Raw genomic sequence first — 15,821 nt, 5'->3', positions numbered from 1 at the left:
CCCCCATCCCCTTTCCCTTCCTAAACTTTTTGTATGCGCATCCGCGCGTGCGGCGGGTCGAGACGATCCGTACCGTTTCGCCTGGGACGGTGGGCACGTGAGGACTTGAATAAAATCGTACGCCATCCCGCCCCCGCACGCCCTTGCCGAAGGCACACAAAAAGTTCTGGAGGGGGAGGCCAGAGGGGGAACCTCTTTCAAGAGGTTCCCCCTCTGGCCGCCGGAGGCATAAAAAAAAGGGACCGGCCTCCGTCAGGAGGCCGGTCCCTTTTTATTTATGATTCGACGCTAAGCGCTGACGCGCTTGATGCGGGCGCCGACGCCGGAGAGTTTGGCTTCGATGTTTTCGTAGCCCCGGTCGAGGTGGTAGATGCGTTCGATGGTGGTGGTTCCTTCGGCGGCGAGCCCGGCCAGGACCAGGGAGGCGCTGGCGCGGAGGTCGGAGGCCATGACCGGCGCGCCCTTGAGCGAGCCCACGCCCTTGACCATGGCGGTGCGGCCCTTGAGGCGGATGTCCGCGCCCAGGCGGACGAGTTCGAGGACGTGCATGAAGCGGTTCTCGAAGATTTTTTCCTCGATGGTGCCGATGCCCTTGCCGAAGCACATCAGGGCCATGAGCTGGGCCTGCATGTCCGTGGGGTAGCCGGGATGCGGCAGCGTGGTCACGTCCACGTTTTCGAGCAGGCCGTTGGCCCGGCGGACCAGGACGTAGTTGTCCTCCTCCTGGAGCCAGACGCCCATTTCGCGCAGCTTGTAGCTGACCGCGTCCAGGTCCTGGAACGGGCAGTCCAGGATTTCCAGCTCGCCGCCGGTGATGGCCGCAGCGACCATGTAGGTCCCGGCCTCGATGCGGTCGGGCATTATGCGGTAGTCGCAGCCGGACAGGGAGGACACGCCCTCCACGTGCAGGACGCTGGTGCCCTGGCCGGTGATCCTGGCCCCGCAGGCGTTGAGGAAGTTGGCCAGGTCCACGACCTCGGGCTCGCGGGCCGCGTTCTCGATCTCGGTCTCGCCCTCGGCCAGGGCGGCGGCCATGAGGATGTTCTCGGTGCCGCCCACGGTAGGAAAGTCCAGGGTCATGCGGGCGCCCTTGAGGCCGTTCTTGCAGCGGCCCTTGATGTAGCCCTCGGTGATCTCGAACTCCGCGCCCATGCGTTCGAAGCCGCGCAGGTGCAGGTCCACCGGGCGCGCGCCGATGGCGCAGCCGCCGGGCAGTGCCACCTTGGCCTCGCCCAGCCGGGCCAGGAGCGGGCCGAGGCAGAGCACCGAGGCGCGCATGGTCTTGACCAGGTCGTAGGGAGCCTCGGGCTTGAGGCCTGTGCACAGGCTGGTGGCCGCGTTGTCCTCGAAGGTGGTTTCGCAGCCGAGGATGTTCAGCAGCTTGAGGGAGGTGCGAATGTCGGCCAGACGCGGCACGTTGGTCAGGGAGACCTTTCCTTCGGCCAGGAGGCAGGCCATGAGGATAGGCAGGGCGGCGTTTTTCGCGCCGCTGACCTGAATGCTTCCCTGGAGCGGCACGCCGCCTTCGATGATAAGTTTATCCATGTGTATCCTTTTTTGATTCTTTTGCTTGACCGGGGGAGAAAGCTTGGTTAAAAACTGCCCCTCACACGGTGGGTGTAGCTCAGTTGGTAGAGCACCTGGTTGTGGCCCAGGTGGCCGTGGGTTCAAGTCCCATCACTCACCCCAGATCGACTCAATTGGACGGAACTTCGGTTCCGTCCTTTTCGTTTTTCGGGGAGGCGGAACCCGCCTTGTCCAGGAGTTCCAGCAGCCGCTCCGCCCCATGGGGACGAAGTTTCCTTTCGAAAAGTATGGTCTCGGGCGAACCGCCCTCCACGCCGGAGAAGGCCTGGTTCAGGTTCGTGCGGTTGGAGTACCCGCCGGTGCTCAGAGCCATGCCCGCGTACAGGCCGGTCCGCTCGCCCACGAAATAAATGTTCCCGGACTCCTGGAACTCGGGGGTCTGGTTGGCCTCGACCTCGGCATTCAGGGCCACGGCCCGGGCCTGGCCGCTCAGCACCGCGCCCTTTTCCAGGATGTAGCGGACGTCGTCATCGTTCATGATCAGGAGCAGCCCGGACTCCTTGGACACGCCCGCCTGGAGCCCCCAGCCCACCGAGGACTTGGACAGGAAGACCGGACCGGTCCAGCCCTTGTCCGTGCGGGCGGTCATCAGGGCGTTGCCGTGGCCGATGGAGAAGATGAAACTGACGTCGCCCACGGCCGGGATGATCATGATGCCCCGGGCCTCGCCGATCAGCCGGTGAAGACGGCCGTCCTTGTCGTTTTGCAGAGAATTTTCAACCATGCCGGTGGCTTCGTCCACCAGAGCCTGAGCGGTCCCACGGTCCGTGGTCGCTCCCTTGGAGGCCGTCGCCGCGCACCCGGCCAGGAGGGCCAGGAGCAGCAGGAAGGCCGCGATGTGCGTTGCTCGAATTGCCATAGCATTGGCCTAAAGGGTGCGTCCTACCCTGTCAAGACCGTTTGCGCAGACGGCGGGCGTCGCCCACCCGCACGGTCAGTTTTTCCTTGTCGAAATATTCAAGGACCGGAATGAGATACTTGCGCGACAGCCCGGTCAGTTCCTTGAAATCCGGGGCCGACATCTCTTCGCGGCCGTCGAAGAAACCGACGATGGCGTCGCGTATCCCGGCCAGGGCCGGGGCGTGGTAGTACATGTCGTCCTTGATGCGCGTCAGTTCCCCTTGGTCCTGCAACAGCTTGAGCACGGGCCCGGCCTGCTTGGCGTCCATGCCCAGCGGTTCGAGCACGTCCTTGAGGTTGGGCGGCGTGGCCCCGCCTTCGGTGTAGGCGGACAGGATGGTCTCGCGGACCTTTGCCTGGTCCGAGGCCAGGGAGACCTTGTGGTCCTTGAGCCGGATGACCTCCTGCTCGGCCACTATCTCGCCCTTCTTGAGCAGCCGCTCCAGGAGGAAGTGCATGAGCTTGGGCGGCAGGTCGCGGCCCCAGGACGAGGCCAGCTCGCCGCGCTGCACGCCGGGCTTCATGGATTCCCGCCTGTGGTAGGCGGCGAGGAATTCGAGCAGTTCCGAAGAGAGGCGTTCGGCCAACTCGCCGCCCGCATAGCGCCGGGTCTCCTTGTCGAAGAGCACGGCCCGCTGCTGGCCGCCGAGCACGCCCAGGGTCTTTTCCAGCCCCTTGGTCTCGAGGTTGGTCATGGTCAGCAGCTCGGCGAAGCTCACGCCCTTGGGTCCGGCCAGTTCGAGCTGGGCGGCAGCCACCTCCTCGGGCGTGTCCGAGGCCAACCGTTTGAGCAGCTCCACGTCCCCGGAGAACCGCTTTACGCCATGCCCGCAGGGGCCGATGAGCCGCCCGCCCGCAAAGGCGCGCAGGGGCGAAAACGAGCGCAGCACGATACGGTCGCCCCAGACCCCGGCCATGGGTTCGGTGAAACGCGCCTGGCACACGGCGGTCTCGCCGGGCGCGAGTTCGTCGCGGTCGAGCAGGTAGATGCGCGCCAGGACCTCCCGCGCGCCGTGGTGGAGATGGATCTCCTTGCGATGCTTGAGCGGCAGGCGCGAGGATTCCAGCACGGTCAGCTCGATGTCCCAGACGTCGGCCGGGAACAGGGAGCCGGGCCGGGCCAGGACGTCGCCCCGGTGCACGTCATCCACCTCGAGATTCGCCAGGTTCACGGCGGTGCGCCGTCCGGCCTGGGCCGTCTCCACGGTCACGCCGTGGGATTGCAGACCGCGCACCTTGGTGGCGATCTCGCCGGGATAGAGGCGGATGTCCTCGCCCACGGAGATGGCCCCCGAGATCATGGTCCCGGTGACCACGGTGCCGTGGCCCTTCATGGTGAAGACCCGGTCCACGGGCAGGCGGAAGAGATCCGAGCGCCGCTTGGGCCTGAACTCGGCCACCAGTTTCCTCAAGGCGTCCTTGAGGTCTTCCAACCCCTGCCCGGTGTGCGCGGACACGGGCAGGATGGGCGCGCCGCCGAGGAAGGTCGGCTCCAGATAGGCGGCCACCTCCTCCCTGACCATGTCCAGCCACTCCGCGTCGACCATGTCGGCCTTGGTCAGGGCCACCAGGCCGGTGGTCACGCCGAGGAGCTGGCAGATCTCCAAGTGCTCCCGGGTCTGGGGCATGATGCCCTCGTCGGCCGCGATGACCAAAACCACGAAATCCACGCCCGCCGCGCCCGCGACCATGTTCTTGACGAATTTTTCATGGCCCGGCACGTCCACGATGCCCAACCGGTTCTCCTCGCCGAGGTCCAGGAAGGCGAACCCCAGTTCGATGGTGATGCCGCGCTTCTTTTCCTCGGACAGCCGGTCGCAGTCGATGCCGGTGAGCGCTTTGATGAGCGTGGTCTTGCCGTGGTCGATGTGGCCGGCGGTTCCCATGATGACGGGCATAATGCGTGTTCTCCGCTGCGTGCTGGTTGAGATTCGGAATGAGCCAGGTAACCATGGTAGAAAAAAACAGGCCGCGTAACAAGGCTGAGGATGCGGATCGGGCCTCATCCCCTCCGCCAAGGGGTCGGGAAAGCGCCAATTATATTGACCTATACTGTACATATGTTAAGAAGGCTCAATGGAAATAGCCTTTCCAAAGGGAGACGTTTTCATGAGCAAAATACACACGGTACTGCAATGCTGCCTGCTGGCGGCGGTCCTCATCTCGATCGCCCCGGCTGCCGTCCGGGCCATGGAACCCGCTCCGGCGCTGCCCGACGCCATCGGCGAGGTGGTCTCCCTGGCCGGGACGGTCACCGCCCAGGGCGCTGACGGCGCCGTGCGGAAGCTCGGCCTGAACCACCCTGTGGCGCCCAGGGACGTCATCGTCACCGGCTCCCACAGCAATGTGGAGATCCTGTTCCACGACCGCTCGGTCCTTTCCCAGGGGCCGGACTCCCGGACCGCCATCGACGACTTTGTCTACGCCGCCGATCCGTCCGCCTCGAAGATCCTCCTCAAGGTGGGCACCGGGACCTTCCGCTATGTGACCGGGCAGATCGTCCGGCAAAACCCCGACGCCTTCGCCCTCGACACCCCGACCACCACCATCGGCATCCGGGGCACCGAGGTCTTTGCCGAGAACACGGCCGAGAGCGAGGAGATCGGCGTGCTCTCCATGACCCCCGGCCACGAGGTGGACGTGTCCTCAGGCGGGGTCGCCAAGACCATCTCCCGGGCGGGCTACTCGGTCATGTCCGTCGGCGGGCGGCTGTCCGACCCGGCCCCCACGGACCCGGCCACCCGCGCCAGGGTGATGAAGGCCGCGCCCCAGACCACCCAGGGCGAATCGGCCGCGCCCGGCCGGTCCGACATCGACAGCCGGGTCCGGGCCTTTGCCGAGGCCATCGGCCGGACCAAGGGCGGCCTCGGCAGCCTCGAAGACCGGCCCGACTACAACGCCCTGCACAACATCACGCTCCAGACCCTGGCCCGCGACAATGCCGAAAGGGGCCGCGACGGCTCCGTCGGCGCGGGGCTGGGCAGCGGCGGCGACGGTGACGGCGGCGATGGCGGCGGACAGCCGTGACCACGGATTCATCCCAACTTTCGGAAAGGAATGACGACATGAAAGCATCTCTTCGATACGCGATCATCCCCGCCCTGTTCCTCCTGCTGTCCGGCTGCGTGGTGAGCACCATGAGCGAACGCCAGGGGACCAGGGCGTACCTGGAAAAGGACTACGCCACCGCCAGGATGAAATACGAGGAGGCCGCGGCCGAGGGCAACGCCCAGGCCATGTACCACCTGGCGGTCATGTACGCCCAGGGTCAGGGCGTGGCGCAGGACTACGCCGAGGCTGCCCGCCTGCTCGAACGGTCCGCGGACCTCGGCCAGGACGACGCCCGGCTCATGCTCGGCCTGTTCCACCTCTACGGCGACGGCGTGCCGCGCGACGTGAACCGGGGCGCGGCCCTGGTCCGAGCCGCCGCCGAAGACGGCAACGACACGGCCATGTACTATCTCGGCAACCTCTACGCCGCCGGGCTGGGCGTGGAAAAGGACCTCGACAAGGGGCTGTACTGGATGGGCAAGGCCAGGGACGCGGGCTTCCCGGTCAAGGACAAACTCCTGACCAGGGACGGCCTGGCCGCCCTGTATCCCTAAGCCCGAAACCACGGAGGAAGCCCACGCCATGCATGCCCCAGGATTCTTCGTTCGCCCGGCGCTCGTGCTGGCCCTGCTCTGCGCCTTGGTCCCCGCCGCCCTGGCGGCCGGGCCCGGCGCGACGCCCGAGGACGCCATCGGCTCCGTGGCCTACCTGACCGGCGAGGTCATGGCCGAAAGGCCGGACGGCGACGCCCGCGCGCTGGCCCAAGACGAAGCGGTCAGGGCCGGGGACATCATCGTCACGGCCGCGCGCAGCTGCGTGGAGATCGTGTTCAGGGACGGCTCGGTCTTTTCCCAGGGCGCCCAGTCGCGCTCGGCCCTCGACGGCTTCGTCTACACGGACAAGCCGTCCGCCTCGAAAATGCTCCTCAGGATGGCCGTGGGCACGGCTCGCTACGTGACCGGCAAGATCGTCGAGCAGAACCCCGGGGGCTTCGCCTTCGAGACCCCGCTCGCGACCATCGGCATCCGGGGCACCGGCATCTTCGCCGTGGTCTCCCCCGAGCGGGAGGAGATCGGCGTGCTGTCCATGACCCCGGGGCACACCGTGTCGGTGACCTCGGCGACGCAGTCCCGGACCATCGGCCGGGCGGGCTATTCGGTATCCGTCTCCCCGGACGGGCGGATATCGCCCCCCGCGCCCATCGCCCCCGCGACCCGCTCCCGGGTCATTCGGTCCGCGCCCCAGACCTCCCGGGGCGAAGAGCCCGATCCGACCCTGGTCAGCCGGGAGGAGATCGACGCCCGCATCAAGGCGTTCGAGGCGGCCCTGGACCGCACCAAGAGCGAACTCGGCGGGGTCGACAACCGGCCCGACTACAACACCCTGCACGAACTCTCCCTGCTGAAGGAAGGCAAACGGACCGCCGAGGGCGATCAACACGCCCCCTCGACGACGGTGCCGAGCCGGGCACTGAAAGCGCCCACCGACGTCAACCTGCCGGCTCCGACGAACAAGCCCGTCCCCAGGCCCCACTACCCCTGAGCACGAAAAAAAGAGGCGGCGGGAATGACTCCCGCCGCCTCTTGATTTCCAAGGGTTATTTCTCGGCGAAGATCAGACGCATGCCGAAGAAGAGCATCAGTGAGCCGATGCACGCCGACAGCGGTCTTCGGATGCGCTGGTAGGCCCGATGCATGAAGCCCAGCGAGAAGCCCACGGCCACCAGGGAATACCAGGACAGGGAGATGGCGAAGACCAGGGCCAGGGTGGCCACGGCCTGGACCGGACTGAGCTGCGGCGGCAGCAGGGTCAGGAACATGCTGCCGAAAAAAGCCGCGCTCTTGGGGTTGGACAGGTTGGTCAGCAGGCCGATGCGGTAGCCCCCGGACCGGCCCGGATCGGCCGCCTCCGGGCCGCGCGCCTCTCCCGCGAGGGCGGACCGGATGACGGTCACGCCGACGTACAGCAGGTACAGGCCGCCGAGGATCTTGACCGCGCCATACAGCCAGGCGAAGGCCAGGAACAGGGCGTGCAGCCCGACCATGGCCGAAGCGGCCCAGGTCACGGACCCGGTGGCTATGCCCAGGGCCGTGAGCAGCGCCCGGCCGCGCGTGGCGGTCAGGCCGCCGCGGGCCGCGACCAGGAAGTTGGGTCCCGGCAGGATCACGGCCAGGGCCCAGACCAGGCCGAAGCCCCACAGAAACGAGCAGTCGCTCACGACGGCCCCCTACCGCTTCAGGAATTCCCGGAAGGCCAGGACGCAGGCGTAGATGTCGGCCTTGGCGGACAACTCGAAAGGCGAGTGCATGGACAGGACCGGCACGCCCACGTCGATGACGTCCATGCCGTACACGGCCAGGAACTTGGCCACGGTGCCGCCGCCGCCCGCGTCCACCTTGCCCAGTTCGGACATGTGCCAGGGGATGCCCGCGCCATCGAAGATGGAGCGCAGCCAGCCGATGAAGTCCGGATGGGCGTCGTTGGCCCCGACCTTGCCGCGATGGCCGGTGAACTTGTTGAAGCACGGGCCGTAGCCGAGGCGGGCGGCGTTGAGCGGCTCGTACACGTCCTTGTGATCCGGGTCCATGGCCGCGGACACGTCGGCGGACAGGGCCGAGCCGTTCATCAGCACGGAAGACAGGCGCGCGCCCGGTTCCCAGGCCTCCACCAACTCCTCCATGCAGTACTCGAAGAAATAGGACTTGGCGCCCGTGGCCCCCTCGGAGCCGATCTCCTCTTTGTCCCAGAAGAGCACGACCTGGCAGTACTCGGGCTCGGGCTCGGCCAGCAGGGCCTCGAGGGCGCAGAACACGCTGGACCGGTCGTCCTGGCCGTAGCCGCCGATCATGGACTCGTCCAGGCCCACGTACCGGGCCGGACCGGCGGGCACGGCCTGCATCTCGGCGCTGAGGAAGTCGGCCTCCTCGATGCCGTAGCGCTTGTGCAGGATCTCCAGGACCTTGCGCTTGACCGGCTCCTTGGCCTTGTCCTCGTCGTCCTTGGGGGCCGGGACCGGGGACTGGCCCAGGATCACGTTGAGCTTCTCGGCCTCGAAGGCGTCCTCCACCTTCTTGGTCACTTCCTTGTAGGCCAGGTGCGGCAGCAGGTCGGTAATGGTGAAGACCGGGTCCTTGGCGTCTTCGCCGATGCACACGGACACGGCCTCGCCGGACTTCTTGACCACGGTGCCGTGCAGGGCCAGGGGGATGGTCAGCCACTGGTACTTGCGGATGCCGCCGTAGTAGTGGGTCTTGGCCAGGCAGATGTCCAGGTCCTCGTAGAGCGGGCGCTGCTTGAGGTCCAGGCGCGGGCAGTCGGCGTGGGCCCCGACCAGACGGAAGCCGTCCGACAGGGGCCGTTTGCCCTTGCGGGCCAGGAAGCAGGTCTTGTTGCGGTTGAAGCGGTAGGCCTGCGGAGCCTTGAGGTCGTCCACGAAACCGGCGGCCTCGACCTTGCCGCGCACGTAGTCCATGACCAGCCGCTCGGTCTTGCATTCGCTCAGAAATTTCAGGTAGTCGGCGGCCAGGGCGTCCATCGCCTTGACGTGCTTCTTGGCGGCGTAGGCCTCCCAGGCGGATTTGGGCTCATATTCCAGTTGCAGCTTGCTCATATGCGTTTCCTTTATTCGGTCAGGGCGGCCACGGCCTGCTTGAGGGCGTGGGCGGCCAGCTTGAGTTCGGTGGACGCCAGGGTTCGGGGGTCCAGCAGAAATTCGTCGTCCTCGATGCGCGCCACCAGCGGCGGATCGGTGTCCAGCAGGGCGTCGCGCAACGCTTCGGCCTTCACCCCCCGAACATCCAGGGTGACCATGGTGCCGGTCAGGTCGTACTCCGGGAAGGCCCCCCCGCCCACGCGGGAGACGCCCTTCTTCAGGGCCACCTCGGCACGCTCGCCCAACGCCTCGCGCACGGCCTCGGCCAGGCGGCGGGCCTTGGACTTGAGCGCCTCGGGCGAGGCGGTGATCATATTCAGGGTGGGGATTTTGCGCCGGGCCTCGGCCATGTCGAGGTACAGCCTCAGGGTCGCCTCCAGGGCGGCCAGGGTCATCTTGTCGATGCGCACGGCCCGGTTGATGGGGTTCTTCTTGATGCGGTCGATGTATTCCTTGCGGCCCACGATGACGCCCGCCTGGGGCCCGCCCAGGACCTTGTCGCCCGAGAACGAGACCACGTCCGCGCCCTGGGCCACCACCTGCTGCACCGTGGGTTCGCCGAGCAGCCCTTCCCCTTCCAGGGAATAGAGGGAGCCGGAGCCCAGGTCCTCGATGACCGGGAGGTTGTAGCGGTCGCCCAGCACGCGCATCTCGGCCAGGGAGACCTCCTTCGTGAAGCCGACCACGCGGAAATTGGAGGTGTGCACGCGCATGAGCGCGGCGGTCTCGTCGCCGATGGCGTTCTCGTAGTCGTGCACGTGGGTCCGGTTGGTGGCCCCGACCTCGCGAAGAACCGCCCCGGACTTGGCCATGACGTCCGGAATGCGGAAGGAACCGCCGATCTCGACCAGCTGGCCGCGCGAGACGATGACCTCGCGCCCCCTGGCCAGGGTCTCGAGCATGATGAACACGGCGGCCGCGTTGTTGTTGACCACCAGGGCGGCCTCGGCCCCGGTGATGTCGCACAATATCTTCTCCACATGGGAGTAGCGGCTGCCGCGCTTGCCCGTGGACAGGTCGAACTCGCAGTTGGAGTAGTGCCCGCACGCCTCGGCCACGGCCTCGATGGCGGACTTGGCCAGCAGCGAACGGCCCAGGTTGGTGTGCACGACCACGCCGGTGGCGTTGAGCACTCGGCGGAAATGGGGCCGGGCCTTGGACCGGACATAGGCGGTCAGCCGGGGAGCCAGGGCCGAAGCCGACAGCTCCTCGGGACGGGAAAACGCGCCCGCGCGGATTTCCTCGCGGCAGATGTCCAGGAACTCGTTGACCAGGTTCTTGACCAGCGGACGGGGCAGCTCGCCGATCCCCTCCGCCTTGGTCAAAACGGACAGAATCTCGTCCACGGAAGGCAGGTGCCTGAAAAGGTTGCTCATTCGTAATCCAGTGTTAGGCGGTGAGAAAACGAGGATTCAGGATATAGAACTCGGCAAGCAAATACAAGGACCCGCATACCAGTGTCGGTCCGTCGATGTCCGGCATCTCGTGAAGCGCCGCTTCCAGCGAATCCGACGTCGTGGCCCGCGCGCCGATGGCGGCGGCGATCTCCCGGTTGTCGGCGGCCCGTTCCCCTTCCATGGCCGGAACCAGGATCGGCCCATCGGTCAGGGTGCGGATGAGCGGCAGCATGTCGGTCAGGTTCTTGTCGCGCAGGCAGGCGAAGACCACCTTGCCCGGCCGGATGGACTCGCCGCGCAGGGCCGCGTTCAGGGCGGTCAGGGCGTGGGCGTTGTGCGCCCCGTCCAGGATGATCTCCCGCCCGTCCAGCTCAACCCGCTGGAACCGGCCCGGCAAGAAGGCGCTCTCCAGGCCGAAGACCTCGGTGATGTGGTCGGTGCGCAGGGACCGGCCCGCCGCGAACCAGCGCCAACCGGCCAGGGCCAGCCGGGCGTTGGCCGTCTGGTGGATGCCCCTGAGCCCCAGTTTGATCCCGTTCACGGGCCCGGCCGCGTCCACGGCGTAGACCAGCCGCGCCCCGACCGCCTCGGCCCGCGCCTGGAGCTCGAGCATGGCCTCGGGCTCCTGGGGGCCGGTCAGGGCCACCCCGCCCTCGTGGATGGCCCCGGCCTTGTCCCTGGCGATGTCGGCCAGGGTGGGGCCGAGAATCTTCTCGTGGTCCAAGCCTATGGGCGCGAACAGAGTCAGCCCCGGCTTGAACACATTGGTCGCGTCATAGCGCCCGCCCAGCCCGGCCTCCATGACCGCCATGTCCACCCCGGCCCGCTCGAAGGCGAGCATGGCCAGGCAGGTCTGAAACTCGAAATAGGTCAGGTCCCCGCCGCCGGGCACGGCCATGGCCTCGTTGGCCAGGTCCACCCAGGTCTCCTCGGAGAGCATGCGCCGGTTGACCTGTATGCGCTCGCGGGGGGAGACGAAGTGCGGCGAGATGAACATGCCCACCTTCTGCCCATGGGCGCGGGCCAGTGAGGTCAAAAAGGCGGTTGTGGAGCCCTTGCCGTTGGTGCCGACCACATGGACCACGGGCACTTCGGGCAGGCCGCGCGCCGCCCAGAAGGCCTCCATGCGGCCCAGGCTCAGGTCCATATGGAACAGGCCGAGCCGGTCCATGTAGCCGGTGAGTTCGGAGTAATTGCTGAATTGTGTCACGAAGGGGTTCCTATCAGGAATGCGGCCGGTATGGAACACCCCGAAGGCGATCCTTTCCGCCATCGGCCCGGTCCCGGTTTTTCCAAGAAGAGTTATAAGTTATAAACCTATGGTGTAAACGGAAGCAAGTGTGCTAGTCGCTATATCTGTCTACACGCAAGGAGAAGCAAATGCTTAGAAAAATTACCATCAAGACCCGGATTTTATTGTTGATATGCTGTATTGTCGTCTTTACGGCCGGGTTCACCCTGGCTTTTCTGGACGGCGTGAACAACGTCAAGGAAATCGGCGTGGACTTCGCCACCAAGTCCATGCTCGAAGGCGAGAAGCGCAAGATCGAGGTCGCCACCCTGGCCATGGCCGAGAGTATCAGCGCGGCCATAGCGGACGTCTCCGATCCCGACGCCAGGGTCGAAACGATCCGCAAGCTCGTGGACAAGATCCGCTTTGAAAGCGACAAGTCCGGCTATTTCTTCGTCTACAACAAGACCACCAACGTCTCCCTGCCCCCGAACCACTCCCTGCAGGGCAAGGACCTGAGCAACCTCAAGGACCCCAACGGATTGCAGCTGGTGGTCGAACTGAACAAGATCGCCCACAACGGCGGCGGGTTCGTGACCTACATCTGGCCCAAGCCCGGCAAGGGCGACCAGCCCAAGCTTTCCTACGCCACGCTCATCCCCGGCACCGACATGTGGATCGGCACCGGCGTCTATCTCGACAATGTGGAGGAGGAAAAGCAGGTCATCACCACCAAGATCGAGGGCATCGTTTCCAACTACGTCTGGATCATCGGCAGCGCCATCCTCGGCGTGTTCGCCGTGCTCCTACTGCCCTTCTGCCTGTTCATCGTCCGGTCCATCATCCAGCCCCTGCACGAGGCGTTGGAGCTGGCCGACCAGGTGGCCTCGGGCGACCTGACCCGCGACATCTCCTCCGAATACAGAGACGAGCCCGGCAGGCTGACGGCCTCCCTGGGCGTCATGGTCCGCCGGTTGCGGCAGATCGTGGGTCAGGCCAAGGACGGCGCTGACCAGGTGGCCTCCGGCAGCTCCGAGGTGACCAGCTCGGCCACCGCCCTGGCCGACGGCGCCAACCGGCAGGCCGCGTCCGTGGAGGAAGTCTCCGCCTCCATGGAAGAGATGATCGGCCAGATCAGCCGGAACACGGAAAACGCCACCCAGACCGAGCGCATGGCCCACCAGACGGCCCAGGACGCGCAAAAGGGCGGCGACACGGTCATGGAGGCCGTCCACTCCATCAAGAACATCGCCGAAAAGATCTCGATCATCGAGGAAATCGCACGGCAGACCAACCTCCTGGCCCTGAACGCGGCCATTGAGGCGGCCCGCGCGGGCGAGGCGGGCAAGGGGTTCGCCGTGGTCGCGGCCGAGGTGCGCAAGCTGGCCGAACGCAGCGGCGCGGCGGCGGCCGAGATCGGTGAGCTGTCCTCCTCCACTCTGGCCAAGGCCGACGAGGCGGGCGCCATGCTGACCCGCATGGTCCCCGACATCCGCAAGACCGCCGACCTGGTCCAGGAAATCTCGGCGGCCAGCTCCGAACAGAATGCGGGAGCCCAGGAGATCAACAAGGCCATCCAGGAGCTGGACAGCGTCATCCAGCAGAACGCCGGGGCCTCCGAGGAACTGGCGGCCACGGCCAAGGAGTTCACCTCCCAGGCCGGGCAGCTCCAGCAGGCCATGCAGTACTTCACCATCGACACCCGCTCCTCGTCCCGGCCCAGGCCCAAGGCGGGGCAGCCCAAGGCGTCCAAGCCCAAGGCCACCCAGACCAGGGTCTCCCGGCCCGCGCAGGCCCAGCTGCCGCCCTCCAAGCCGCAGGCCCCCGATTCCAAGGGGCTCGACCTGGACATGGACTCCCTGGAGGACAAGGACTTCGAACGGTTCTAGTCCGAAGACAGGCAACGCAAGACAAAGGGCGCACCGCTTGGCGGCGCGCCCTTTTCCTTATCACTGAACAAGATCAGACGGCCTGGAGCAGCCAGTACCAGAGGGGGCGGGTCGCGATGGAAAGCGGCACGCCGATGCCGAGCATGGTCGCGGCCAGCCCCGGCCTCGCGCCGTAGGTCATGGCGATGATCCCGCCGGAGATCATCGGGCCCATGCCCGCCTCGAAGATCGTAACCTTGGTGGCCGTGTCCGTCTGCCCGAGAATCCAGACGTACAGGACCAGGATGAGGACCGGGGCGACGACCAGCTTGTAGCCCAGCCCCACGGCCAGCTCCCGGCCCACGCCCGCAATGGACTTGAAGCGCAGGGTCAGCCCCACGGACAGCAGGGCCAGGGGGCTCAGGGTGGAGCCCAGGCGGGAGAGCATCCCGGTGAGCCACTGCGGATAGGGAACCGCATGCAGGGCGAAGCCCAGTACGATGGCGATGAGCGGGGGGAAGAGCAGGACCTTGCGGGCCAGCTCGCGGCGGCTCACGTCCCGGCCCGAAGCCCCGGCGGCCAGGATGATGCCCGGCCCGGCCAGGACCATGAAGGACCCCGCCGTGTCGCAGAGCATGCCCACGCCGAGGTACTGCGGCCCGTAAAAGGCCTCGATCATGGGCAGCCCCACGAAGGAGGTGTTGCCCAACGCTCCGGTCAGAGCCAGACAGACCACGGTCTTGCGGTCCCAGCCCATGCGGCGGCCCAGGAAGACGAACAGAACGTACCCTGCGCCGAAGACGATCCAGGCCATGGCCGCGGGCGGGACCAGCTCCGGCCCGAGGGGCAGGTCGTGCGCGTACAGCAGGGCCAGGGCGGGCAGGGACATGTGGATGATGACCGCGTTGAGCGCGGCCGGGCCATGCTCGTCGATGATACCGGCGACCCGCAACCCCACGCCCAGCGCGAAACAGATGCCCAGCAGCAGAAAATTGTCCATTGATTACTCCAGATGTGCCCTGTCGTTACCGGGATATCACGGTAATTTCAAGACGTTCGATATCCAAAGCCGACCGCGGACACCCTCTTGCGCATTTCCCCGCAAAAAGTGCTTGCCAAGCGTCCGCAGGAAATATATACCCCTTTTCGCCTGAACGTGCCGAAGTGGTGGAATTGGTAGACACGCATGGTTCAGGACCATGTGGTCTCACGACCGTGGAAGTTCGAGTCTTCTCTTCGGCACCAGAATGAAACAAGGGTTGCGGCTAACAGGCTGCAACCCTTTTTCTTTTTTATCCGGCAAGTTACGTGATTGTCTTCTTTTCGGCGTGATTTGACCCCAAGGGGTCAAAGTGGTGGTTCAAAGTACCCGGAATCGTCTGCCGCCGGAGACCTCACATGCCGCAAATCGCACGCTCCCCGAACCACCTTTACCGAAAGGGCTCAATCTATTACTTTCGCCACGTCATCCCGCACGACCTGCGGGACTCGTTGGGCCGCTCCGAAGTCAGGATGTCTCTCCAGACAGGCTACCTGGCCGAGGCCAGGCCCAAGGCCCGAATATTGGCCTCGGGCGTGAAGCGAATACTGACCAAGATGAGGAACGGTGAACTCCCCATGGATGATTTCGACCAGATAAAAGTGTTCATGAATGACTGGCTCAAGCGTTTCCTGAAAGAAAATGAACACATTGCCATCAACAACCTCACCACGCCCAGCCCCCACACGCAATATGTGCCGGGAGATACCGAAAGGATTATCGAAACGCTCAAGGCCCTGATGGTGTCCAAGGACTACGACACCATGCGGGAATACACGATCATGGCGGCTGAAGACGGGGCTTTCGGTCCACCTGACTCGCTCCCCCTGTCCGATGAATTCACGCACGAATTCATCAAAACCCTTATCGCCTACTATCGCATCATCAGCCACCGAGCCGAAGGCGATTACACCTTTGAAAAAAACATCCTGCCGCCTGAATCAACCGCTCCGCAGCCGATACAGGAACCCAAGCCCCAAATCCTGCTTTCCGAAGCCCTGAAACGGTACAAGGCGGACAGGATCGCCGCCAAACGCTGGAGCGAGGGCAGCGCCAAAGATATCATGTCCACGCTCAACAGCCTGACAGATGTCCT

At 65.7% G+C, this 15,821-nt stretch carries 13 protein-coding genes and 2 tRNA genes; 7 read left to right on the top strand and 8 right to left on the bottom strand.

Annotated elements, in window-relative coordinates:
• Positions 1 to 288: 288 nt before the first annotated feature.
• Positions 289 to 1,545 (bottom strand): UDP-N-acetylglucosamine 1-carboxyvinyltransferase, encoded by a 1,257-nt coding sequence (gene murA / locus AB6M95_RS17550; RefSeq protein WP_371388047.1) that lies wholly within the window; start codon positions 1,543 to 1,545, stop codon positions 289 to 291.
• 68 nt (positions 1,546 to 1,613) lie between these two features.
• Between murA and AB6M95_RS17545 the strand changes: the two genes are divergently transcribed.
• Positions 1,614 to 1,689: transfer RNA gene (locus tag AB6M95_RS17545), tRNA-His, on the top strand.
• 7 nt (positions 1,690 to 1,696) lie between these two features.
• On the opposite strand, the gene AB6M95_RS17540 is transcribed toward AB6M95_RS17545, so the two are convergent.
• Positions 1,697 to 2,446, bottom strand: a complete 750-nt coding sequence (locus AB6M95_RS17540; RefSeq protein WP_371388046.1) for a lipid-binding SYLF domain-containing protein — start codon at positions 2,444 to 2,446, stop codon at positions 1,697 to 1,699.
• Between the two features lie 31 nt (positions 2,447 to 2,477).
• On the bottom strand, positions 2,478 to 4,385 hold the full coding sequence (gene selB / locus AB6M95_RS17535; protein ID WP_371388045.1) for a selenocysteine-specific translation elongation factor: 1,908 nt from the start codon (positions 4,383 to 4,385) through the stop codon (positions 2,478 to 2,480).
• A 211-nt stretch (positions 4,386 to 4,596) separates the two neighbouring features.
• On the opposite strand from selB, the gene AB6M95_RS17530 reads away from it, so the two are divergent.
• Genes AB6M95_RS17530 through AB6M95_RS17520 form a run of 3 tightly spaced genes read left to right on the top strand, consistent with a single transcriptional unit; the run spans position 4,597 to position 7,080 of the window.
• Positions 4,597 to 5,514: a FecR family protein gene (locus AB6M95_RS17530; RefSeq protein ID WP_371388044.1), complete on the top strand. Its 918-nt coding sequence runs from the start codon at positions 4,597 to 4,599 to the stop codon at positions 5,512 to 5,514.
• A gap of 38 nt (positions 5,515 to 5,552) precedes the next feature.
• Entirely contained in the window at positions 5,553 to 6,092 is a 540-nt protein-coding gene (locus AB6M95_RS17525) for a tetratricopeptide repeat protein (RefSeq protein ID WP_371388043.1), read from the top strand.
• Positions 6,093 to 6,120: 28 nt separating this feature from the next.
• Positions 6,121 to 7,080, top strand: a complete 960-nt coding sequence (locus tag AB6M95_RS17520) for a FecR family protein (protein WP_371388042.1) — start codon at positions 6,121 to 6,123, stop codon at positions 7,078 to 7,080.
• Between the two features lie 55 nt (positions 7,081 to 7,135).
• Here AB6M95_RS17520 and AB6M95_RS17515 read toward each other — a convergent pair whose 3' ends face one another.
• From AB6M95_RS17515 to AB6M95_RS17500, 4 genes are read right to left on the bottom strand one after another with little or no spacing between them, the layout of a single operon-like run.
• The gene (locus AB6M95_RS17515; protein WP_371388041.1) at positions 7,136 to 7,756 is read right to left on the bottom strand and encodes a LysE family translocator; all 621 of its coding nucleotides are present in this window, start codon (positions 7,754 to 7,756) and stop codon (positions 7,136 to 7,138) included.
• A 9-nt stretch (positions 7,757 to 7,765) separates the two neighbouring features.
• Positions 7,766 to 9,148, bottom strand: a complete 1,383-nt coding sequence (locus AB6M95_RS17510; RefSeq protein ID WP_371388040.1) for an aminopeptidase — start codon at positions 9,146 to 9,148, stop codon at positions 7,766 to 7,768.
• A gap of 11 nt (positions 9,149 to 9,159) precedes the next feature.
• Complete coding sequence (gene selA / locus AB6M95_RS17505) at positions 9,160 to 10,566, bottom strand: L-seryl-tRNA(Sec) selenium transferase (RefSeq protein WP_371388039.1); 1,407 nt, start codon at positions 10,564 to 10,566, stop codon at positions 9,160 to 9,162.
• A 13-nt stretch (positions 10,567 to 10,579) separates the two neighbouring features.
• Positions 10,580 to 11,797, bottom strand: a complete 1,218-nt coding sequence (locus AB6M95_RS17500; protein ID WP_371388038.1) for a bifunctional folylpolyglutamate synthase/dihydrofolate synthase — start codon at positions 11,795 to 11,797, stop codon at positions 10,580 to 10,582.
• Positions 11,798 to 11,967: 170 nt separating this feature from the next.
• Between AB6M95_RS17500 and AB6M95_RS17495 the strand changes: the two genes are divergently transcribed.
• Positions 11,968 to 13,707 (top strand): methyl-accepting chemotaxis protein, encoded by a 1,740-nt coding sequence (locus AB6M95_RS17495; protein WP_371388037.1) that lies wholly within the window; start codon positions 11,968 to 11,970, stop codon positions 13,705 to 13,707.
• Positions 13,708 to 13,780: 73 nt separating this feature from the next.
• Here AB6M95_RS17495 and AB6M95_RS17490 read toward each other — a convergent pair whose 3' ends face one another.
• Positions 13,781 to 14,686 carry an AEC family transporter gene (locus AB6M95_RS17490; protein WP_371388036.1) on the bottom strand — a complete coding sequence of 302 codons (906 nt, stop codon included), beginning with the start codon at positions 14,684 to 14,686 and terminating at the stop codon, positions 13,781 to 13,783.
• Positions 14,687 to 14,844: 158 nt separating this feature from the next.
• Here AB6M95_RS17490 and AB6M95_RS17485 point away from each other — a divergent pair.
• Positions 14,845 to 14,931 (top strand) — tRNA-Leu (locus AB6M95_RS17485).
• 153 nt (positions 14,932 to 15,084) lie between these two features.
• On the top strand, positions 15,085 to 15,821 hold a 737-nt coding region (locus AB6M95_RS17480; RefSeq protein ID WP_371388035.1), incomplete at its 3' end, for a DUF6538 domain-containing protein.

It is taken from the genome of Pseudodesulfovibrio karagichevae (genome assembly GCF_041414475.1).
Taxonomy (GTDB): domain Bacteria; phylum Desulfobacterota; class Desulfovibrionia; order Desulfovibrionales; family Desulfovibrionaceae; genus Pseudodesulfovibrio; species Pseudodesulfovibrio karagichevae.
The sequence above is the reverse complement of the archived record's forward strand: the minus strand, read 5'-3'. Positions and strand labels throughout refer to the sequence as shown.

What these genes read in the sequence shown, in the direction of transcription:
- AB6M95_RS17540 (WP_371388046.1), bottom strand. Translation starts at nt 2,446, where the DNA reads ATGGCAATTCGAGCAACGCACATCGCGGCCTTCCTGCTGCTCCTGGCC.
- AB6M95_RS17525 (WP_371388043.1), top strand. Translation starts at nt 5,553, where the DNA reads ATGAAAGCATCTCTTCGATACGCGATCATCCCCGCCCTGTTCCTCCTG.
- AB6M95_RS17530 (WP_371388044.1), top strand. Translation starts at nt 4,597, where the DNA reads ATGAGCAAAATACACACGGTACTGCAATGCTGCCTGCTGGCGGCGGTC.
- selA (WP_371388039.1), bottom strand. Translation starts at nt 10,566, where the DNA reads ATGAGCAACCTTTTCAGGCACCTGCCTTCCGTGGACGAGATTCTGTCC.
- AB6M95_RS17510 (WP_371388040.1), bottom strand. Translation starts at nt 9,148, where the DNA reads ATGAGCAAGCTGCAACTGGAATATGAGCCCAAATCCGCCTGGGAGGCC.
- AB6M95_RS17495 (WP_371388037.1), top strand. Translation starts at nt 11,968, where the DNA reads ATGCTTAGAAAAATTACCATCAAGACCCGGATTTTATTGTTGATATGC.
- murA (WP_371388047.1), bottom strand. Translation starts at nt 1,545, where the DNA reads ATGGATAAACTTATCATCGAAGGCGGCGTGCCGCTCCAGGGAAGCATT.
- AB6M95_RS17520 (WP_371388042.1), top strand. Translation starts at nt 6,121, where the DNA reads ATGCATGCCCCAGGATTCTTCGTTCGCCCGGCGCTCGTGCTGGCCCTG.
- selB (WP_371388045.1), bottom strand. Translation starts at nt 4,385, where the DNA reads ATGCCCGTCATCATGGGAACCGCCGGCCACATCGACCACGGCAAGACC.
- AB6M95_RS17490 (WP_371388036.1), bottom strand. Translation starts at nt 14,686, where the DNA reads ATGGACAATTTTCTGCTGCTGGGCATCTGTTTCGCGCTGGGCGTGGGG.